Raw genomic sequence first — 20,407 nt, forward strand, 5'->3', positions numbered from 1 at the left:
GCAAATATCCGTTATTGTCCGCGCCAGCCTTCGTAGCGGCGCTCTATCCGTCGAAACACGAGGCTCTCCATGAGCCACGCAGTCAGCCCAATCAGCGCGACGCCAAGAAGTACTTGCGCCGAATTGCCAAGCTGCCCGCCCATGGCGACCATCCAGCCGATGCCTTGGGAAGCGCCGATCATCTCAGCCGCCACCAGCGCTCGCCACGCCTGGGCAAAGCCGATGCGCAATGCGGCAGTCAGGAAAGGAAGGGAGGCGGGAAGATATACATGAGCCAGCAATTGCAACCGTTTGGCGCCCAAAATCCGGGCCGCACGTACCTCGCCGCCGCTGATGGAAAGCACGCCTTCCTGAATCGCCAGGGCCATCGGAAAGGCCGACGCGATAAATATGACGACGGCGATGGAGAGATATCCAAGGCCGAAGAAAATCAGCGACAGCGGCGCCCAGGCGATCGGCGGGATAGTCATGAAAAGACCGAGCAGCGGCTGGACGAATTCGCGGAAGGGCCGCCAAAGTCCGGCGGACACGCCGATGAGCACGGCAGCCACGACGGCCGCTCCGAATCCGCCGAATTCCCGCAACAGGCTCGCCACGACCTGGCGACCCAGCTCGCCCGATCGGACCCAGCGGAGCCCTTCGGCCGCCACCTCCCAGGGCTGCGGCAGCACATAGGAGGGAACCCGGCTAGCTGCGAGGCACCACACCACAAGCAGGAACGGAAGCGCTGCCCAGCGCCAGGACGGTCGCAGGAAATGCTGCCGCGCTGTCAATTTCTTCATCGATCGGATCTCACCGTTGAGCGGCCGCCTTCGCGGCGAAACTATCGTCAATGATGTCGTTGACATTCAGCCGCTTGTCGAGAAAACCAAGATCGACGGAGTAGTCGATGAGCCGCTGAATAAAGGCCCGGTCGGACGGCCCTATTTCAGCGGACCACCCGAGCCGCTTCCTTGCTTCCGCAACGATCGCTTCCGGCGAAACGACGCTTCCGTTTGCAGCCGTCACCGATTCCAGCTTGAAGCTCCTGGCGATGATCCGGTCGGCCTCTTCCGGATGCTCTCGCAGAAAGGCGACGGCTTTCGAATTCGCCCGCAGCAGTTTCACGAGATCGTCCGGTCGCTCCTTCAGCGTCTTGGCAGGTGCTGCAACGACGTACCAGGGATAGCCGGGCAGAGCTCCGTTCACGTCGAAGACGACACGGCCTGCACCGCGGAGAACCGATTGGCTGATGAAGGGTTCCCACAGAAAGGCCGCATCGACGACGCCGGTATCTAGGGCGGCGTTCATGTTGCCCGCGGGCATTTGCGACAGCGCAAGGTCCGCGTCTGGGCTGAGGCCTGCAGCCTCTTTCAGCACATAGCCGCGCAGCAGTACATCCATGCCGCTGCCCTTGTTGACGCCGGCAAGCCTCTTGCCCTTCAGATCGGAAAGCGCGTGGACGGGGCCATCCGCCTTGGCGATCACGGCGGCCTGACCATAGTTGACCTTGGCGATGATTTTAGCGTCCAGACCGCGCGCGGCCCACTGATATACCGGCGGAGCACCGATATAGGCCACATCGATTTCGCCCCCCGCCACCGCCTGCTGGATGACCGGACCATCGCCAAACCCCTTGAGCTCGACGCTCAATCCCTCGTCCCGAAAATAACCTTTCTCCTCGGCGATCAAGGCAGGCGCATTCGCCATCGCCTGCACCCAGCCGATACGAAGCGGTCGCGCGTCCTCGGCATGTGCAGGCAAAGCGGCTGCAAATACGAGAAGGACTGCTGGTAAGATGCCATTCATCGAATAATCCTTTCAGATAATGCGTTGCTTGCCGGCCGTGAACTTGGCGATTTCCTCGGAGAGCCGTTCGCGGAGTTCCGCGAACAAAGGGGCGGCTCTCGTGCCGCGCTGGTCGCGAGGACGCGGCAGACCGATAGCCACTTCGGCCGTGATGCCCGCCGGTGGCAGGCCGAGGACGAGAACCCGGTCGGCAAGGTAGACCGCTTCATCGATGTCGTGCGTGATGAACAGCACAGTCTTGCCCAAACTCGACCAGATGCGCAGCAGCTCGTCATTCAGGGCCGCACGCGTCATGGCGTCGAGCGCCGCGAATGGCTCGTCCATGAGCAGAAGGCGCGGCTCGAGCGCCAGCGAGCGTGCAAGGGCAACGCGCTGACGCTGGCCGCCCGACAGCCGATGAGGCGGCTCCTCCGCTTGCTCTTCAAGTCCGACGAGCCGCAGAAAATTGAGCGCTACGGCCCGTTGCTCCTGCGGCGATCCACGGCGATTCATGCGCAGACCAAAGCGGACGTTTTCGAGGACGCTCAGCCAAGGGAAGAGGTTCGGCGATTGGAATACATAACCGAGCGCCGGATGTTCGGGTGCAACGGGCGCGCCGTCTATAGTGATATGTCCCGATTGCGGGCGCAGGAAGCCGCACAGGAGATTGAGCAGCGTCGACTTGCCACAACCCGAGGGCCCCAGAACCGCCACGAACTCCCCTGGGCGAGCCTTCAGCGAAAACCGTTCGAATACGCTGCGCCGGCTTTCAGGGTAGCCGAAAGCAATGCCGTCCACGGAAAAGGCGGCGCCGGACGAAATCTGTCGCGAATTAGGTAGAGATGCCATGTTGCCTTCGGACGACCCTGGATTGGAGTTGCTCCAATTTTTAATACATTATAATACAGGCTATCAACGTGAAGAGTTCCCCTTGTGTGGCGGCAAAGGGGAACGCTATTCCAAAGCAGCCCTGCTCGGTGGTCTTTTCGACCCAATGGAAAAACGATGAACCTGATACGGAACAACCCGGTGGCGATGTACCTGCAGATCGCAGATCGTCTTCGTACCGAGATTACCGAAAGGACCTACGAGCCCTCCGGGCGGCTGCCGTCGGAATCGCAGATCATGGCCCGCTTCAATGTCAGCCGCGTCACCGTCCGCCTGGCGCTCGAACAGCTCGACAAGGACGGGCTGATCGAGCGCCGGAAAGGCAAGGGCACTTTCGTGGCCGGCAAGCAAGTGCGTCATCAGATCGATACGTTGCGTAGCTTTCACGAGTCGCTGAAAGTCCAGGGCTTCGACGCCATGATGCGAATCGTCGAGCTGAGCGCCATTGAAACGCCGCAAGCTTTTAGGTCGCTATTCGGAGCGCAATGCACACTTCTTGAGCGGCTCCATGTGGTGAATGACGAGCCAATTGCATTGGGCCGAAGCATCTTGCCGGCATTCATGTCTGCCCTGGAGCCCGAAATCGCCGAGCAGCAACCGACTTATGCGCTTCTCAAAGACAAAGCCGATGCCAACATTGTCTCCGCCGAAATTGAGATCGGCGCGCGCGCTGTCTCGCATCGGATAACGTCACTAATAGGAGCAACGGGAAATGCGGTCCTGCTCGTGCTCGAACGAACATCGTATTTCGATAACGGCGCTTGCGCCGAGAGATCGGAATTCTTCATTCGACCGGAACGCTATAAGTTTGTCCTCGGCAACCGAATGTCCAATTTCTGAGCGCTTTGCTGTTGAAGGGATCGGGTTCTTCGACTGAGCGAAATCCAACTCTTGTATTGGAAGCAAAAGGCCGCCGCTTAGCAATCGCTTCGATTAAAACACGCTCGTTAAGGCACCGAACGAGATCGCTTCGTTTGCTATTCTACGCGAGTCCAAATTGGAAACGGCTGCATCAAAGGGATCGCCTGCTGCCCGGTTCTATCCGAAACGTATCGTATCGACCTTCATCGCCGTGATCCAGGTGCTCAGAGCACTCCAAGCTGCATCGACAAAGGGCGATCCGGCGCCTTATGCGGGAGGAGTCGTGCTCTCACGCTGAATAAATCGGCTGCGGATGACATTGCGCATCTCCGGCTTTTGCTCCGACCGATCGATGGCTGCCAGCAGGAGCGCGACCGCAGCCTGACCCATTTCTTCGACCGGCTGCTCGATGGTCGAAAGCGGCGGCGAGCAGAAAGCGCAGACGGGCGAACCGTCGAAGGAGACAATCGAGAGGTCGTCCGGGATCTTCAGGCCTATACGTTGCACCCGGCTCATGAATGAGATTGCCATATCGTCGCTGGTCGCGATAACCGCGGTCGGTTTGTCCGGAAGATCGGCAAAATCCTTAGCGGCCTGCACGCCGATTTCGAAACCTTGCTGATAATCCAGATTTCCGCCGGAGCGGACCACGGCAGATTCGGACAATCGTGCTTCCTGCAATGCCTCAACGACGCCGCCATAGCGCTCGACATCATGATAGTTGCCCTCGGGACCGGCAAGGTAGAGAAAACGGCGATGGCCAAGACGGATAAGATTGGCGGTCACCTCCCGCATAGCCTCGCGGTCGTTCGTCACCACGCTGGGCAGGCCCGCATCGCTCATGTCCAGTAGCATGGAAACGATTGGCAGCCCGGTACTGTCAAGCGAACGCCCGTCTACTTCAGGGAGTTTGGATGACAGGATGATTGCGCCGCGGACAGTTCCGCCAAATGCGAGATCCAGAATATGTCTTTCTGAAGCTTCATCACGGCCGAGATTGGCGATCATCAAGTTGTAGCCATTCTGCAGCAAGGTCTTGTTGATACTCTGCAGGACCTGCGGAATGACCTGGGAAACGCCGTAATAGAGCGATCCTGGAAGGATGATCATGATGGTGTTGGATTTACCGACCCTGAGACCACGAGCCATGGCGTTCGGAGTATAGCCCAGCTGCTTGGCGGCCGCATCGATCTTGGCGCGCGTCTTCTCGTTGACACGTCCGGGATTGGCAAGAGCGCGGCTGACCGTGGAGATCGCGACTCCTGCGAGCCTCGCGACATCGGCCATCAACGGCCCGGATTGCTCCTCGACGGGCACATCCTTGTTATTTTTCACTTTTTTGTTTCCTCCCCGGTGCCTGATGCGGCGGATGCTATGGCAAATCCTCCCGTTTAGCAAACGTTTGCCAAAAATCGCTTGCATCTGGGAACGACTGGGCTACTATCATGCTATGGCAAACGATTGCCAAATAATAATGTATTGAAATTATTACGGATTATTTGCTGCGGAACACGTACCGCAGGCGATGATCCCTACCTTGGGAAACGGACAGCATCATGAGCTCGACCGAACGGCTTCGCTTTGGCGTAGATCTCGTCACCTTTTTCCATCCCGGCTTCTGGGGCGTCGAGGATTACGACGGCATCATCGCCCTTTCTCGCAGCGAACCCCGCGCCTTCTGGGATAAGATACTCGATGCCGTTCAGGCATCCGGGGTCACCGGTGTCGAGCTGACCTTCTCTCCCTTCAACTGGCAGGATGCGACGAAAACCTATGGTTCGGTCGAAGCCTTCGCGGCCGAGCTTTCCCGGCGCGGCCTGACGCTGGCAAGCGGCTTCTTTGCCGAACTCGAGGCGGCTGGCGATTTCACCGAAGCATCGGCGCAGGCGGCCATTATCGAAAAAGCGGAGAAGTACGCCGCGTTTCTGAAGGCCTGCGGCAGTGATATCATGGTCATCGGCGCGCCGCTGCGCCAGACGCCGGGTGCCGAGCCCGTTCGATTCTTCGATTTCGAGCAGGCCCGCAAGATTGCCGATTTCCTCAACCGCCTTGGCGCAATCCTCTACGCAAAGGGCGTGAGGCTTGCCCTTCACACAGAGGCGCATTCGATTTTCGCGGCAGCGCGCGATGTCGATCTGCTGATGCTGCTGACCGATCCCGCCTACGTGCACATGTGTCCGGATACCGCGCATATCATCGTTGCCGGCTCCGATCCGCTGCAACTTGTGGATCGCCATCACGAACGCGTTATTATCGCTCACTGGAAGGATGCGCTGGGTGCGATGCCTGCTGACACGGTGATCGACGAGCATATCCATGACCGCCATCGTCCTTATTTCTGCGGCTTCGGCCTTGGCCGGGTCGACTGGCCGGGCTGGGCCAGACTGATGCGCGACCGCGGCTATGAGGGCTGGGCCATTCTCGAGCTCGACGCCGCTCCCGATCCAGTCGGCGATATCGCCAACGGGCTGACGCTCGTCAGACAGGCGCTCTTGCCGATTTATCGCTGATATCAACAATCCGAAAACGAATAGCCCCGCCAAGAGGGCTTTCCTGAAGAGGTGGAACGATGAAAGACGCAGTGAAAATGCTACTGACGGGAGCCGCACTCCTTGCGGCCTCCATTCCTGCCCATGCAGAAGACAAGCCGCAAGCCGAGGTTATGACCTCCTGGACATCAGGCAGCGAAGCCGCTGCCCTCGGCGTCATCAAACAGGAGTTCGAAAAGCGCGGCGGCACTTGGAAGGACTCTTCCATCGCCGGCTTTGGAGCAGCCGATGCCGCTTTCCAGAACCGTTTGGTCGCGGGCGATCCGCCAACTGCCAAGCAGGCTGTTCTCGGCCTTGCCAATACCGATTTCGTCAAGCAGGGGCTTTTGAGCCCGATCGACGATGTGGCGAAAGCCGGCAAATGGGCTGAAGTCCTGCCGAAATCGATCTACGATCTCATCTCCTATGACGGTAAAGTCTACCTCTCTCCGACCGGCGCCCATGGCGAGAGTTGGGTGTTCTATTCCAAGGATGCCTTCGCCAAGGCTGGCCTTGCCGATGAGCCGAAGAGCTGGGACGAATTCTTCTCGGCACTCGACAAGCTGAAAGCCGCCGGCATTCAGCCCGTCGCCTGGGGCGGTCAATCCTGGCAGGAATCCAAGGTCTTCAACATGATCCTGCTGACCCAGGTCGGCATTGACAGCTTCCTCAAGATCTATGTCGACAAGGATAAGGGTGACGCCTCGACGGCGGGCGTGAAGAAGACACTCGATATTCTCGGCAAGCTCCGCGCCTATGTCGACGAGGGTGCTGCGGGCCGCAACTGGAACGACGCGACGGCCATGGTCATCACCGGAAAGGCCGGCGTGCAATTCATGGGCGATTGGGCCAAGGGCGAATTCGTTGCGGCGGGCAAGCAGTTGGGTAAAGACTACGGCTGCATGCTTGCGCCGCAATCGCCGGGCATGGTCTATGTGGCCGATTCCTTCTCCTTCCCGAAGATCGCCAACGCGGCCGCACAAAAGGGGCAGGTCCTGCTCGCAGAGGTCGCCATGGATCCGGCTGTGCAGGTCGAATTCTCGCTGAAGAAGGGCTCGGTGCCGATGCGCACCGACGTCGGCAAGTCCAAGCTCGACACCTGCGCGCAAAAAGGCCTTGAGCTGATGAGCGCCGGCAAGATCGTGCCGGATCAGGCTCTGATCCTTTCGCCGCAGCAGGCCGGCGCACTCAACGACTTCGTCGACGAGTTCTGGACCAATCCGTCCGAGGACAGCGCGTCAGGTGCGGAGAAGTTCTTCGCGATCTTCGAATAGCCTTCCAGCGAGCCGATCGCCAGGATTGTCGATCGGCTCCGCCCATCTTTCGAGAAAGTTTGCTGATGCAAGCCAAGCGCAGACGTCCCCTTGCTGCGACCTTTGCCCTGCTGCCGACATGGATCGCTGCGATCGTCGTCTATATCGGCACCATGGTCTGGTCGGTGCGCCTGTCTTTCACGGATTCGACCATTTTTCCGTCGTCCAACTATGTCGGCTTTGCCCAATATGCCAAGCTGTTCCGGACATCGCGATGGCTCGCGTCCCTGGAAAATGTGTTGATCTTCGGCGTTCTCTATGTCGCCGGCTGCCTTGCTCTCGGCTTCGTGCTCGCCGCAGCCCTCGATCGCAAGGTTCGCTTCGAAAGCCTGTTTCGCACTATCTTCCTCTACCCCTATGCCATGTCCTTCGTGGTTACCGGCCTCATTTGGCAGTGGATGCTGAACCCGACCTTCGGCATTCAGGCGACCGTCAGGGCGCTCGGCTGGCAGGGCTTCGTCTTCGATTGGATCGTCAATCGCGACATGGCGATTTACACTGTCGTCTTCGCCGGCGTTTGGCAGGGCGCGGGCCTCGTTATGGTTATCGCCCTGTCGGGCATGCGCGGGATCGGCGAGGAGCAATGGAAAGCAGCCCAGATCGACGGCATTCCGGTCTGGCGCATCTATACCTCGATCATCTTGCCGCAACTCGGGCCGGCGCTTGCCGCATCGGGCATGCTGCTCTCCATGGGCGTGATCAAGACCTATGACCTCATCGTCGCGCAGACCGGCGGCGGCCCCGGCTATTCGACCGAAGTGCCGGCAAAATTCATCATGGATAATCTGTTCGAGCGCCAGAACCTCGGCTTTGCGAGCGCCGGCGCCACCGTGCTCGTGCTCTCGGTCGTCATGGCCGTGGCACCGTTTCGCTACGCGCTCCACATGCGCGCCAGAAGAAGGGGAGCACATTGATGGCGGCTCTTCATCCCCACGGTCCCAAACCGTCACGGCTGACGGCAGGCCAAGTCGGGCTCTATGCCTTCCTCATCCTGTCAGCGCTCTTCTTCCTGCTGCCGCTCTATACGATGCTCGTCACCTCGCTGAAGACGATGGAAGAGATCCGCCAGGGCCGCATCTTCGCCTTCCCTGACATGATCGACTTCAGCGCCTGGAAGACCGCCTGGTCGGGAGCCTGCATGGGCACCCAATGCCTGGGCGTGCGCATCGGCTTCTGGAATTCGGTCAGGATCACCGTGCCGGCCGTAGCCATCTCCGTCTTTATCGGCGCCATCAACGGCTACGCTCTCTCCTTTTGGCGGCCAAGGGGCTCGAACCTGCTGTTTGGGCTTCTGATGGCCGGCGGCCTCATCCCCTACCAGATCTTCCTCTATCCGCTGGTGCGGCTGCTGGCCAATCTAAGCCTCTATAATTCAGTCGCCGGCGTCGTCCTGGTGCATGTGATCTTCGGCCTGCCGCTGGTCACGCTGCTGTTCCGCAACTATTTCGTCGCCATTCCCGAGGAGCTCTGCAAGGCGGCTCGCGTCGACGGAGCCGGTTTCTGGCGGATCTTCCTCGAGATCATGCTGCCTATGTCGGTGCCGATGATCGTGGTCGCCTCGATCTTCCAGTTTACGGGCATCTGGAACGACTTCCTGATCGGCCTCGTCTTTGCCGGGCGCGACAACCTCCCGATGACGGTCCAGCTCAACAACATCGTCAACACCACCATGGGCGAACGCGCCTACAATGTGAACATGGCCGCCACCATCCTGACCGCCGTCGTTCCGCTCGCCATCTATTTCTTCTCCGGCCGCTGGTTCCTGCGCGGTGTCGCAGCCGGCGCCGTCAAAGGGTAATGCCATGCAGCCTGCCGTATCGGTAAAAGACCTTAAAATTGCCTATGGCGACCATACCGTCATCGAGAAGCTCTCCATCGACATCGCTCCGCGCGAGTTTCTCGTGCTTCTCGGCCCCTCCGGCTGCGGGAAATCGACGCTGCTCAATGCGATTGCCGGATTGCAGGACATCCGCGACGGCGAGATCTGGATTTCGGGAAAGAACGTGACCTGGGAGGAGCCGAAGGACCGCGGCATCGGCATGGTCTTCCAGTCCTACGCGCTTTATCCGCGCATGTCGGTGCGCAGGAACCTGTCCTTTGGCCTGCACGTCGCCGGCTTGCCCAAGCCGGAGATCGAGGCTCGCATCGCCCGCACAGCATCCCTTCTGCATCTGGAAAATCTGCTCGATCGCCGTCCGTCGGAATTGTCGGGCGGACAGCGCCAGCGCGTCGCGATCGGCCGGGCGCTGGTCCGCGAAGTCGATGTCTTCCTGTTCGACGAACCGCTCTCGAACCTCGATGCCAAGCTTCGCAACGAGTTGCGCGTCGAGATCAAGAAGCTGCATCAGAGCCTCGGCAATACGATGATCTATGTGACCCATGATCAGGTCGAGGCGCTGACACTCGCCGACCGCATCGCCATCATGAGGGACGGCGTGATCCAGCAGCTTGCGAGCCCCTCGGAGATCTATCACCGGCCCGCCAATCTCTTCGTTGCAGGCTTCATCGGCGCACCGGCAATGAACTTCATTAAAGGCGAGATCGCGATCAAGGCCGGCACTCCGGTCTTCGAAAGCAACGGCCTGACCGTCCGACTGAGCGACTACCCCTTTCTGGCGCCCGTCACGCCGGGTCCCGTAACGCTCGGGATCCGACCGGAACATATCGCTCCGGGAACGGGATCCCTGACAACCATCGCCGGTATCGTCTCGGTGATCGAGCCGATGGGTGCCGACACCGTTGTCTGGTTCGATTGGGCCGGGCAAAGCCTCTCCTATCGCATCATGGGCGACGCAGCACTTCAGCCCGGTGCGGCAATCGCGTCCGGTATCGATATCGCCAAGGCCTCCCTCTTCGACGCCGATGGCGTCCGTCTCTGAATTATACGGAAAATTCTATGTCTCAGACTATTTATGACGCGCTGGTCATCGGCTCCGGCGCCGCCGGCTCCTTTGCCGCCAGGGAATTGACCGCTCAGGGTCTTTCCGTGCTTTTGCTCGAAGCCGGTCCGGCGGTGAGCCAGAAGGATTTCGATCCGGCGCGCAAGAAACTGCCGGCCAGCAGCATCAACATTTGGGAGCGCGCACGCGCCACAATAAAGGGGCAGCCGATACAGGCGCGCGCCGCCTTTTTTACCGAACGCTTCAGCCATTTCTTCGTCAACGACCGGAAAAATCCCTATACGACCCCGAAGGATGCGCCTTTCCTTTGGATTCGCGGCCGTCAGGGCGGCGGCCGCCTGCACAGCTTCGGCCGCGTGCTGCTGCGCTGGACGGACGACGACTTCAAGATCCACTCCAAAACAGGCAAAGGCGTCGACTGGCCCATTTCCTATGACGAAATCGCGCCCTATTATGCCGAGGTGGAATCCAGCCTTGGCCTCTATGGCAATCATGACGGCGTCGAGACCCTACCGGATGGCGTCTATGCCCGCCCCGCAAAGCTGACGCCGGCCGAAGAAATCTTCAAGACCGAAGTGGAAGGACATTGGCCGCAGCGGCATGTCATTTCCTGGCGCTATATCGCGCCGGATGCCGAGCGCACGCCGAAACCGCTGCGCGAGGCGCTTGCAACCGGACGGCTGACGATCCGCCATGACGCAGTCGTGCGTCGCATAACGACCGACGATCGGGGCAGCCAAGCAACGGGGGCAGAATTCATCGATCGCGTCACCGGCAAGGTCGAGACCGTGTGCGCAGCACTCGTCGTACTTTCGGCATCGCCGATCGAAAGCGTGCGGTTGCTTCTCAATTCCGCGACTCCCAGCCATCCCGAAGGACTGGGTAACAGCTCGGGCATGCTTGGGCGTTTTTTCATGGATCAATTGCCATGCTTGGCCTTTGGCTCATTTTCGAAGGCAAAAGGCTGGGCGGTCGACGACTCGGCTCCAACAGACCCTTTCTATAATCCATCCGGCGGCATCTTTGTGCCGCGTTTTGGACCCGATGACGCCGGTCGTGGCGATTTCGATTTTCAAGGCAGCATCGGCCGAGCGCCCACTTCCGATAATGAGCCCGCACGGCTGGCGTTCTTCGGCTTCGGTCGTATGCTCCCCTATGCCGACAATCGCATCACGCTGGATGCAAGACGCAAGGATGCCTGGGGGATCCCAGTGCCTCATATCCGATGCGTTATGGGCGAGGAGGAACATGCCCTGCTGCGCCGGCAGGAAGAGGTGCTAATCGACATGGTGCGTGGCGTCGGCGGCGAGCTGGAATTCATCGGCTCCCCCACGGGCCTCAGAGAAATGGGCCCTGGCGCCTTTCCCGATGCCGATCCGTTCAGCCGTTTCATGTTCCGCACGTGGTTTCGCAAGACTATGTGCATGGGTGCTGCGATCCACGAAACAGGCGGGGCGCGCATGGGAAGTGACCGTCTGAACTCGGTGCTCAATCCCTACAATCAGCTTTGGGACGTACCCAATCTCATCGTCACCGACGCCAGCGCCTTCCCCGGCAGCGGCATTGCCGGGACTACACTCACCGTCATGGCATTAACGATTCGTGCCTGCCGAAATCTCGTCGATAGTTTCAGCTAGGTCTCCGTGCCAAAAAATGCACTAACGTCAGCCACTTCGCAATGCTGCGGCGGCCATATCCGGTGCGATGCGCAATTTCCGAGCAGGTCAAGCCTTCTTTGCTCAAAGCGTGCACCGTCTCGAACACCTCCTTCCGGGACTGCCGATGAGCCCCGATGATCCGTGCCGGAGGGTCGTCGTCGATCCGTGAAGCATTTCGCTTCAAGTGCCGCAGGATGGTGTCGTCGCTGATCGGCATCCCAAGCTGTCTCATCAAGCGCTCTCCCGGCCGTCCACCGGTGCTGTGACCCAGCAGGCTAACTAGTTCGGCGACCCTCCTTGTCCTGCGTGCGTGAGGCGAGGCAATCGCCGGGACCGCGTCGGTGAATGTTTTCCGCTTGCACTGCCGATATCTGCAACGCCAGCGGCTTAACTGAAGCTTGACCGTCACTCCATTGCCCTGGATCGGCAGGTCCTGGAGACTGCGGTACGACCAACCGTGTCGACTTCTGCTCTGATGTCGGCAATCAGGGCATATGCCCCGAGGATGGTCCGCATGCAGACACAATCCAACCACCCTCGCCGTCAGACACGACGCTTTGCACCATGCGCACCGGGCGACCATTTCGATTTCGTTCGCATGCCAGCCCTTAGCGGTGCCACCACTAACGATTTGATAATCACACAAAAGTGAGGAAGACCCGTTGCGCATGAGTTCTCCGCGTGACGTGTCTGCCCGGTATTCGGAGAAATCGTGCGCATACAATTGAATCAAGTTCTGAAGAACGGATGCATCGGCCACTGACGCCGCGACGAGGCTGAAATTCTGCCTTGCTCGCGGCATCGAACTCACCCGAACACGGCCTTACCGCAAGAACGACCAAGCCTGGATAGAGCGGAAAAATGGCGCCGTTGTGCGGAAGCTCTTGGGCTATCGTCGCTTCGAAGCATTGGCGGCCACCAGGGCGATCACGCGTCTTTACGGGGCGTCCAGACTGTTTGTGAACCTCTTCCAGCCTTCTTCCAAACATCGATGAACCGCCACGCCGAATGCCTTTTGGACGCGACGCCGTCGATTCCATTAGCCATCAGCGCTGATGAACGGCAGCACTCACACGACTGGCGGGATTTCCGCTTCGCGTGCCAGCGCCGCGACGACCGATGGTCTCGCCGCGATGCGCTGCGCATAGGCAACGATATTAGTCCATCCACCGAGATCGATCCTTAACCCTGGCATCCACTTCAGCACGGTGAACAGATAGGCGTCGGCGACGGTAAAGCTCTCACCCATCAGATAGGCCTGCCGCGCCAGCTCGGCATCCAGCAGATCGAAGCGCTTGAACAATCTTGCAGTGAAGATCTCTCGGACCATTTCCGGCAGGTCTTTGTTGAACAAAGGACTCGAACCAGCGTGGATCTCGCTCGTGATGAAGTTCAGCCACTCCTGGAGGCGTGTGCGCTCCAGTGTCCCGTTGGCGGGGGCGAGACACGCTTCCGGCTTCAGATCGGCTAGATATTGCACCAGCGCCGGTCCCTCGGTCAGTACCTCGCCGCTGTCGAGCTGGAGCGCCGCCACGTAGCCTTTCGTATTCAGGGCGAGAAAGTCGCCGCCCTCGGAGGTGTGCTTTGTTCGGTTGTTCACCCGCACGAGATCGTAAGTCAGGCCCAGTTCCTGCATGACGATGTGTGGTGAGAGGGAGCAGGTGTCGGACGCGAAATAAAGCTTCATTGGGAAATCTCCACGGATTGTTGCCTCGCGGAGGAGATTGACCCGGCGGCTGCAAGAAGTAAAATTACTGGCGTAGAATCATGATATTACTTTTCCTACTATGAATCTCACTCAGCTTCGCGCCCTGATCGCCGTAGCGGAAGCCGGCAGCTTCACCGCCGCAGCAGAGTCGGTGGGTATCACCCAATCCGGCATGAGTCAGGCACTCGCCGCGCTGGAAGAAGCGCTCGGGGTCAAGCTGCTGGTGCGGCAACGGCACGGGGTCGAATTAACCGCCTTTGGCGAGCAGGCGCTCGTCCATGCTCGCGCGGCACTCGACCATCTGGAAGCGATCCGACAGGAAGCCGCCCAAACAGCTGGCAAAGAAACCGGCTCACTGCGTATAGCCGCCTTTCCGAGCGTGTTCGCCGCGGTGCTGCCGCCGCTGCTTCGGCGGTTTCGCTCCCTCCATCCCAGCATCGAAGTGCTCCTACTGGAAACAGATGATCGCGAGGTTGAAACGTGGCTGAATACGGGAGCTATTGATCTTGGTGTCGTGTTGAACCCGTCCCGCGAACGTGCGGTGCCGATCGGACAAGACGCCTGGGTGGGTGTGCTACCAGCCGGCCACAGGCTCGCCCGGCGCGCAGCTTTCTCGCTTGCGGAACTTGTCGCCGAGCCATTCGTGTTGGCGACCGGCGGTTGCCATGCCCATGCGGGCACGTTGGCAGAAGCGGCAGGGTTGTCACTAAGCGATATTTGTATGGAGGTGCGTGACTGGACGAGCGCGGTTGCACTCGTTCGCGAAGGTGTCGGCGTCAGCATTGTACCGGAATCGACCTTGCCCGAGAAGCGGAAGGGGCTTCGCGTTGCTCGGATCGATCCCCCTCTTTTCCGCCGCTTCGGCTTGATGGCAGCAAAGGGGCGAGAGCCGTCGCGTGCCGCCGGTCTTTTACTCGAAATGGCTCGTACCAGCGCACCCCGCTTCGAACAGAGATATCAGTTCATCCGTAGATTGCGCGATGTGAGTTAATCAGGAATGCCCATTTGGCGGCGGCGCGGGTAGGCATGTTTGGATGTGGCCGCCTTGATCGGAGTCGAACCTCAGGCGCGGTAGTTTGGCGTCTATTGCAGTTGACGGGAATCGAACCGGGGGCCCACTGTTATCGAAACGGTCGAAGTCTCAAGAAACGCTCGGGTCTGAAGACTGAAGCGAAATTCCCACGCGCTAACGCCACAAAGTCGATATTGGAACAGCGGACAAACGTTCCCCGAAAGGGATCACCTTGTGATGGTCATACAAGACCTCAAGGCGGGGATTTATCAGCACCTACAGCGCGATGCCGTTCATTAATTCCGACGAGCACGACGAGCTGCTGTTCGTCATGGATCCCCTCTCTGAAGAGTTCGATGATCATTGCTGCGACCTGCTCGCCTTCCTCGCTTTCGCGCGCAATATTCCTCTTGAGCAGAATGGCATCAAAAGCGCGCTGACAGGTGTCCAGATCAACTGAATCGAGAGCCAAATCGCGCTTGCTGAGATACCTGCTGATCATTCCTTCCCTCCCTTCCCGTGCATTTGCCGACTGGAAGCCATGTAATTTTTTGCCCATTTATTTTCAAGAATTTGCCGATGAACCGAAAGCCGCGCTTCACATTTATACGTTCAGATAACTTCCCGCGATTTCGGGCGGGTCAGGGATCAAGAAAATGAACACTCTACTGATCGACGAAACCTCGCGCGAACCAAACGCCCATCCAGTAAATCGTTCGCGGAGCATGAGCCATAACCGGTGCTCTGGCCCTGCCTCACTGCTATGAAGCGGGCTTTTTCGTTCGGTTGCAGTTCTTTTGGGGTGTTATCGCGCAAGTCCACCGTTACCGTCGATAGCCTCTTGCAAGGCAGCAGTCTCGCGTCGAACAGCAGCATTCTGGTCTCAATGCCGCTTGCCATAGATCCGGCAACTACGAAAGCCTGCTTATACATCGCGTCGTCCCCGCTGTGATTGCCGCTCACCCAAGAGGGCAACGATCTTAACGTCCTTCACCGTGACGTCAGCAGAACTCATTATCGCGCATCTCCCTACCTGAGTTCGGGTGTTGCCGCGTCGTAGTAAACAAATTTTTCCGCCAGGAAATTCCGTTCCCTCTTGAATCCTTAAGGCGCGGAATTACATCGATATTGTCGATCGCCCAACGGGGATTGACACAAGTCCAGGAGACGCCGGTCGCTCTTGGCGTCTCCTTGTATCCATGTTGCTTATAAGGAGGATATGGCTATGAGGACAAACCTCGATTTCGCTCCCCTGTTCCGGTCAAGTATCGGCTTCGACCGCATGTTGAACGCGCTCGAGGCCGCAAGTCGCGCCGAGATGGTGGACAACTGGCCCCCTTACGACATTATGAAGAGCGGTGAGGATGACTACCGCATCGCCATGGCTGTGGCCGGCTTCTCGCAGGACGAGCTGGCGATAACGCAAGAACAGAACATGCTCATCGTCTCGGGGCAAAAGGCGAATGGTGAAGAGTTTCACTATCTGCATCGCGGCATCGCCGGCCGTTCGTTCCAGCGTCGATTCGAACTGGCCGACCACGTGAAGGTGGTGGGCGCGGGTCTTGTCAATGGTCTGCTTACGATCGATCTCAAGCGCGAAATCCCTGAAGAAATGAAGCCGCGTCAGATTGAGATCGGAACCGATCAGGCAATATCGCAGACCAAACAGATCGAGGCTGACAAGCAGGCGGCCTAAGGCTTTCTCAAAAGCAAGGCGCACATCAAGGTGCCGTGCGCCGCCCCGGCGCCTTTGCGGGAGCGCCTTGCTCATTAAACCTACGGAAAGGAGAAAAACCATGAGTGTTCGTGATCTGATTCCCATGCGCCGCAACAACGGCGGCCAGGCTCTTGTTCGCGATGACGACCGTGATCCTTTTCTGTCGTTGCATCGTGAGGTGAACCGGCTGTTCGACGACGTCTTCCGCGGCTTCGGGTCCGGCCTGACATCCTTCAGCAGCGGCTCCCATTTCGGAACCGGTTGGCCGAGTGTCGAGATCTCCGACGCCAACAACCAGATCAAGGTGACAGCCGAGATGCCTGGCCTTGAGGAGAAGGACGTTGAGGTCCTACTAGAGGACGGCTTTCTGACGCTGAAGGGCGAAAAGAAGTCGGAGACGGAAGACAAGGAAAAACAGTTCTCGGAACGCTACTACGGCCGGTTCGAGCGCCGAATTCCGCTGGGCGTCGAAGTCGAGGACGATCAGGTGGACGCCACCTTCAAGAACGGCGTGCTGACCGTCACTTTACCGAAATCCGCGAAGGCGCAATCCCAGGTCAAACGCATCACCATCAAGAGCTGATCTAACGAATGTACGGCGGCCTGCCAGTTTGGCAGCCGCCGCACATCGTTTACCAGTGGGGGAGGATCAACGATGGGAGTTGTTACAAACGCACACCACGATAAGACAACACAGACTTCCGGTTTCCAGTCCTTTCCTTTAACGACAATCCACGCAGCAATCTTTCCTTCGCTAGCTCCCTGTTTCCCGAGGTGTCAATGCCGCGCGTATTTTCAAGCCGCGCCGTTCCGCAACGATGTCGGGCACCGCAACTGAAGGGCTGGCGCCTTGTGAGGGCGACGTCGCGGTCGTTGACCAAGCGCGAAATGTAGTTGCATCCTTCTCTTTAAACTGCCGCCTCTAATGGACCATGTATGCGCCAGCCCATCGTCCGGTCGTCTTCACGCAGTCAACGCTTCGCAGGCGGCAGCGCCGCATCGAACGACGCTGCCGAAGGATTCCGAATTTTATAGAAGCGGGATCGCACAGCCGAGGCCTACAGAGAAGCAGTGCGCTGGGGTCGCATCGGATGCCTGTTCGGCCTTGCCTTCCAGGGCACCATGACGACCGGCATTGCTGCCTCGAGGCATGCGGCTATGAAAGCTTCGCGCGCTACGACGGCGGGAACAACGCCATTGATCGCGCCTCGGCAGGTCTTGACCGCGCGCTCGTGGCGCTCACCATTGCGCAAAGGCCACTCGTTCTCTAAAAAATCCAATGCGTCATAGACGCCTGTGAAAGTGCGCTGCAGGCCGCACTGGAGCCTGATGGTAACCGGCCGGGTCCAAGGGACATCGTTCAGCGGCATATTTTCCTCCTTTCCATGCCACCAATGTTCGCCTGAATTTCATATCGTGAAAGCGCACCGCACCTTCAAGACCCACCGCATAGTCACAGCTCCAAACTAAGAAAAAACAGCTTGTGCGCCATGGAAAGGTGCGGCGTGAAGGGCTTACCGTTGCCGAACGGCTTTGGCAGAGGTCGTGTTGTCACTCATCCATATCGCCCATTACGCTTTTCAGCGAAGCGGCGAAGGCCAGCCGGACAATTGTGAGAACAACTGGGTTGTTGTTTGAAGGAACGGGCGCACTAAACATTCGCCAAATCTCGGAAATAACGGGAAACTTCAGCGCCCGCCGCCGCCTATCGTCGAGCAACAACTGGGCGGTGATGTCGGTCGACCACTGGCCTTATCGACATTGAACGCTTTGGTGGATCCGATTGCAGGTGAAAAATTTTTTTTGCCGCCTTGAATCTGAAAAAAGCATAAACCAAATCGATGGTCACCGGCAGCCCAAATGGGGGCCGGAAAAGCCGGAGACGCAGGTTTCCGACGCGTCTCCTTTCCATCTCGCTTTACGGAGGATTTGGTTATGAGAAACGACTTCGACTTCGCACCACTGTACCGGTCCAGCATCGGCTTCGACCGTGTCTTCAATCTCCTCAACAATGCCCAACGCCTGCAGGCTATCGATACATGGCCGCCCTATGATATCGTCAAGACCAGCGAGGACGACTACCGGATCCAGATGGCGGTAGCTGGTTACGCCGATGCGGATCTCGACATCACGCAGGAGCGTAACGTTCTCGTCGTCAAAGGACAAAAGGCGGAACAGAAAGAAGGCGAGTATCTGCACCGCGGCATTGCCGGGCGCGCCTTCGAGCGTCGCTTCGAGCTAGCCGACCATGTCAGGGTCGGAAATGCCTCTCTGACGAATGGTCTTTTGAGTATCGATCTAAAGCGCGAAATTCCTGAAGCAATGAAACCGCGTAAGATCGTGATCGGCGGCAGCCAGCCACAGGCGGCACCGCTTCAGATCGATGCCGATAAACAGGTCGCCTAAAGCAGCGGATGCCGCTCTACGGGCGGCATCCTCAGTTTGGTGCCTCATAATGGAAAGAATCGTCATTCAAAAGCCGGCCTTTCTCGATGCCCGAGACCTCGCTGCTTGCCAGTCCGTCTTCGACGAACTGCTGGAGGAGATCGAGGTGGCCAAGGACTCGGAAGAGGCCGAACGCATTGCTGCCATCATAATTGAGTTCTATCGGCAAGGCGTGCATGATCCCTCCGACCTCAAGATCATGGTCGAGAGGGCGCGTGGCGTATTTAGACGCTCTGAGCCGAAGGCGGCTGCATCAAGATAGTGTCGCCGACCGCCCGCGATTATCGGGCGGTCGTCCCTTGTCAGGGCTGCTCTCGATGTCTACAGCTTGGCAGGATCAGCTCTTCGTCGTCCGATCGAATTCAACAGCGACTCGAGCGATACCGGGCGAAGACCTTGAGCGTCGACGCCGACGTCATACTGTCTGGGAAGCGGTTTGAGCTTTCCATGGGAGTGGCCGTGGAGATTGATCGATCTCTTCCCCATCTTGTTCCAGGTTCGAAAGGGATAGTGGCAGAGGATCAGCAGGTGGTCGTCCAGTGTCATCTCTTTGTAGTGCTGGACACTTTTCCAACCGCTTGCGTTGATCGTGGCTTCCGGATCGTTGTTCCCGATGACAAGATGCTTACGGCCATTCAGCGTCGAGAGAAGCTGATCGCAGTCGCCGCCGCGTGATGACATGAAGTCGCCAAGGTGCCACACGTCATCGTTGATTTCGACAACCTCATTCCAATTCCGGATCAAGGCGACATCGTGCAATGTCAAGCTAGGAAAAGGGCGGCGGTCGATTCTCAGGACGCGTGGATCGGCAAAATGAGTATCGCTTGTGAAATAGATCATCGGTCAAAATGGCGAACTTCGAAGGGAAACCAAGGGCTCTTTCGCGATTTGCCTATTGGAGGGCTGAAACTCCACCTCGCGCCATCGCCGTCTGCTTCGGAATTTCCTCAAGCACGAGCCGAAGTTCGATCATCGGCTTCCGTCCGCGTCCTTTCGGAGAAGAAAATGCGGTTGACTGCTTGCGGTTCCGTGCGAGCCTGACAGCCTATCCTTCCGGCTTATTCAATAGCCGCCAAACGCAATCGCCTTCTGATTATCTCGAATTTTCTATAAGATTGCGGATGCGACCGCCAACGCGACTGCTATTAACCCGAAAAGGTTGAGCGACAAGGCGATCATGCCTGCAAAGCCTTCGCTGCCCAGATGGCGCCTTCCGAAACGGGAATCGGCGGAAACGGATATAAGTCCAGCCAGGAACCAGCTTACGAGTGTGAGAGAGCCGAATATGATGGCCAGTTGGGCTGTGTTCATATGAACATCCACTTCAGTCGTTGCTTCTTCCGAAGGTCATCTGGAATGGCCTTGGATAGCGAAGCCGCTCAGCGCCGCCTTTTAGAATGGCACTTCCTTGATATCGAGGGCTGACGCATTCTCGCCGGTAAATGTAGTTGGGGATCGTTGGCTGCGACGAAGTAAAGCGTTCCCATTTCGATGCAGCGCGTCCGCTTGCTCGATATCAACCTTGCGCCAACTAGTGACGATTAAGAGCGAGGCAATATACTGCATCATAAGAACCTCCGTTTTGGACCAACTATCAAATTCGTGGTTAG

The 20,407-nt window shown here is 58.5% G+C and carries 21 protein-coding genes and 2 pseudogenes; 13 read left to right on the forward strand and 10 right to left on the reverse strand.

Features of this window, described 5'->3' with window-relative positions:
- Positions 1–11: 11 nt before the first annotated feature.
- The 3 genes from QA646_RS24600 to QA646_RS24610 are packed head-to-tail and all read right to left on the reverse strand — an operon-like array spanning position 12 to position 2,616.
- Positions 12–782, reverse strand: a complete 771-nt coding sequence (locus tag QA646_RS24600) for an ABC transporter permease (RefSeq protein WP_283059352.1) — start codon at positions 780–782, stop codon at positions 12–14.
- Positions 783–792: 10 nt separating this feature from the next.
- On the reverse strand, positions 793–1,788 hold the full coding sequence (locus QA646_RS24605) for an ABC transporter substrate-binding protein (RefSeq protein WP_283059353.1): 996 nt from the start codon (positions 1,786–1,788) through the stop codon (positions 793–795).
- Positions 1,789–1,800: 12 nt separating this feature from the next.
- Positions 1,801–2,616, reverse strand: coding sequence for an ABC transporter ATP-binding protein (locus QA646_RS24610; RefSeq protein ID WP_283059354.1), 816 nt, complete (start codon positions 2,614–2,616; stop codon positions 1,801–1,803).
- A 156-nt stretch (positions 2,617–2,772) separates the two neighbouring features.
- Here QA646_RS24610 and QA646_RS24615 point away from each other — a divergent pair, with 156 nt between their 5' ends.
- Positions 2,773–3,495, forward strand: coding sequence for a GntR family transcriptional regulator (locus tag QA646_RS24615; protein WP_283059355.1), 723 nt, complete (start codon positions 2,773–2,775; stop codon positions 3,493–3,495).
- A gap of 288 nt (positions 3,496–3,783) precedes the next feature.
- Here the strand turns inward: QA646_RS24615 and QA646_RS24620 are convergent, their stop codons facing one another.
- Positions 3,784–4,851 (reverse strand): LacI family DNA-binding transcriptional regulator, encoded by a 1,068-nt coding sequence (locus QA646_RS24620; RefSeq protein WP_283059356.1) that lies wholly within the window; start codon positions 4,849–4,851, stop codon positions 3,784–3,786.
- Between the two features lie 221 nt (positions 4,852–5,072).
- Here QA646_RS24620 and QA646_RS24625 point away from each other — a divergent pair, with 221 nt between their 5' ends.
- The 6 genes from QA646_RS24625 (at position 5,073) to QA646_RS24650 (ending at position 11,894) form a co-directional block, all read left to right on the forward strand.
- Positions 5,073–6,026 carry a sugar phosphate isomerase/epimerase gene (locus QA646_RS24625; RefSeq protein ID WP_283059357.1) on the forward strand — a complete coding sequence of 318 codons (954 nt, stop codon included), beginning with the start codon at positions 5,073–5,075 and terminating at the stop codon, positions 6,024–6,026.
- A 59-nt stretch (positions 6,027–6,085) separates the two neighbouring features.
- Positions 6,086–7,318, forward strand: coding sequence for an ABC transporter substrate-binding protein (locus QA646_RS24630; RefSeq protein ID WP_283059358.1), 1,233 nt, complete (start codon positions 6,086–6,088; stop codon positions 7,316–7,318).
- A gap of 65 nt (positions 7,319–7,383) precedes the next feature.
- A complete protein-coding gene (locus tag QA646_RS24635; protein WP_283059359.1) occupies positions 7,384–8,271 on the forward strand; it encodes a sugar ABC transporter permease in 888 nt (295 codons plus the stop codon).
- A complete protein-coding gene (locus QA646_RS24640) occupies positions 8,271–9,155 on the forward strand; it encodes a carbohydrate ABC transporter permease (RefSeq protein ID WP_283059360.1) in 885 nt (294 codons plus the stop codon). Before QA646_RS24635 ends, QA646_RS24640 begins: the two co-directional genes overlap by 1 nt.
- 4 nt (positions 9,156–9,159) lie before the next feature.
- On the forward strand, positions 9,160–10,236 hold the full coding sequence (locus QA646_RS24645) for an ABC transporter ATP-binding protein (protein WP_283059361.1): 1,077 nt from the start codon (positions 9,160–9,162) through the stop codon (positions 10,234–10,236).
- Positions 10,237–10,253: 17 nt separating this feature from the next.
- Entirely contained in the window at positions 10,254–11,894 is a 1,641-nt protein-coding gene (locus tag QA646_RS24650) for a GMC family oxidoreductase (protein WP_283059362.1), read from the forward strand.
- 28 nt (positions 11,895–11,922) lie between these two features.
- On the opposite strand, the pseudogene QA646_RS24655 reads toward QA646_RS24650, so the two are convergent.
- A pseudogene (locus QA646_RS24655) lies at positions 11,923–12,441 on the reverse strand (transposase family protein); the annotation flags it as partial.
- Between the two features lie 283 nt (positions 12,442–12,724).
- Between QA646_RS24655 and QA646_RS24660 the strand changes: the two are divergent.
- Positions 12,725–12,895, forward strand: a pseudogene (locus QA646_RS24660) (transposase); the annotation flags it as partial.
- 89 nt (positions 12,896–12,984) lie between these two features.
- On the opposite strand, the gene gstA reads toward QA646_RS24660, so the two are convergent.
- Entirely contained in the window at positions 12,985–13,602 is a 618-nt protein-coding gene (gene gstA, locus QA646_RS24665) for a glutathione transferase GstA (RefSeq protein ID WP_283059363.1), read from the reverse strand.
- Between the two features lie 100 nt (positions 13,603–13,702).
- Here gstA and QA646_RS24670 point away from each other — a divergent pair, with 100 nt between their 5' ends.
- Positions 13,703–14,614 carry a LysR family transcriptional regulator gene (locus QA646_RS24670; protein ID WP_283059364.1) on the forward strand — a complete coding sequence of 304 codons (912 nt, stop codon included), beginning with the start codon at positions 13,703–13,705 and terminating at the stop codon, positions 14,612–14,614.
- Between the two features lie 274 nt (positions 14,615–14,888).
- Here QA646_RS24670 and QA646_RS24675 read toward each other — a convergent pair whose 3' ends face one another.
- Positions 14,889–15,137, reverse strand: a complete 249-nt coding sequence (locus QA646_RS24675; RefSeq protein WP_283059365.1) for a hypothetical protein — start codon at positions 15,135–15,137, stop codon at positions 14,889–14,891.
- Between the two features lie 723 nt (positions 15,138–15,860).
- Here QA646_RS24675 and QA646_RS24680 point away from each other — a divergent pair.
- Together QA646_RS24680 and QA646_RS24685 are read left to right on the forward strand one after the other, a co-directional pair.
- Positions 15,861–16,331 carry an Hsp20 family protein gene (locus QA646_RS24680; protein WP_283059366.1) on the forward strand — a complete coding sequence of 157 codons (471 nt, stop codon included), beginning with the start codon at positions 15,861–15,863 and terminating at the stop codon, positions 16,329–16,331.
- Positions 16,332–16,431: 100 nt separating this feature from the next.
- Positions 16,432–16,935, forward strand: coding sequence for an Hsp20/alpha crystallin family protein (locus QA646_RS24685; protein ID WP_283059367.1), 504 nt, complete (start codon positions 16,432–16,434; stop codon positions 16,933–16,935).
- 475 nt (positions 16,936–17,410) lie between these two features.
- Here the strand turns inward: QA646_RS24685 and QA646_RS24690 are convergent, their stop codons facing one another.
- Positions 17,411–17,722, reverse strand: coding sequence for a DUF982 domain-containing protein (locus QA646_RS24690; protein ID WP_283059368.1), 312 nt, complete (start codon positions 17,720–17,722; stop codon positions 17,411–17,413).
- A 565-nt stretch (positions 17,723–18,287) separates the two neighbouring features.
- On the opposite strand from QA646_RS24690, the gene QA646_RS24695 reads away from it, so the two are divergent.
- Together QA646_RS24695 and QA646_RS24700 are read left to right on the forward strand one after the other, a co-directional pair.
- Positions 18,288–18,758: an Hsp20 family protein gene (locus QA646_RS24695; RefSeq protein ID WP_283059369.1), complete on the forward strand. Its 471-nt coding sequence runs from the start codon at positions 18,288–18,290 to the stop codon at positions 18,756–18,758.
- 49 nt (positions 18,759–18,807) lie between these two features.
- Entirely contained in the window at positions 18,808–19,059 is a 252-nt protein-coding gene (locus QA646_RS24700) for a hypothetical protein (RefSeq protein WP_283059370.1), read from the forward strand.
- A gap of 59 nt (positions 19,060–19,118) precedes the next feature.
- On the opposite strand, the gene QA646_RS24705 is transcribed toward QA646_RS24700, so the two are convergent.
- The gene (locus QA646_RS24705; RefSeq protein ID WP_283059371.1) at positions 19,119–19,637 is read right to left on the reverse strand and encodes a metallophosphoesterase family protein; all 519 of its coding nucleotides are present in this window, start codon (positions 19,635–19,637) and stop codon (positions 19,119–19,121) included.
- A 552-nt stretch (positions 19,638–20,189) separates the two neighbouring features.
- Positions 20,190–20,366 (reverse strand): hypothetical protein, encoded by a 177-nt coding sequence (locus tag QA646_RS24710; RefSeq protein WP_283059372.1) that lies wholly within the window; start codon positions 20,364–20,366, stop codon positions 20,190–20,192.
- Positions 20,367–20,407 lie beyond the last annotated feature (41 nt).

Source organism: Rhizobium sp. CB3090, assembly GCF_029714285.1.
GTDB lineage: Bacteria > Pseudomonadota > Alphaproteobacteria > Rhizobiales > Rhizobiaceae > Rhizobium.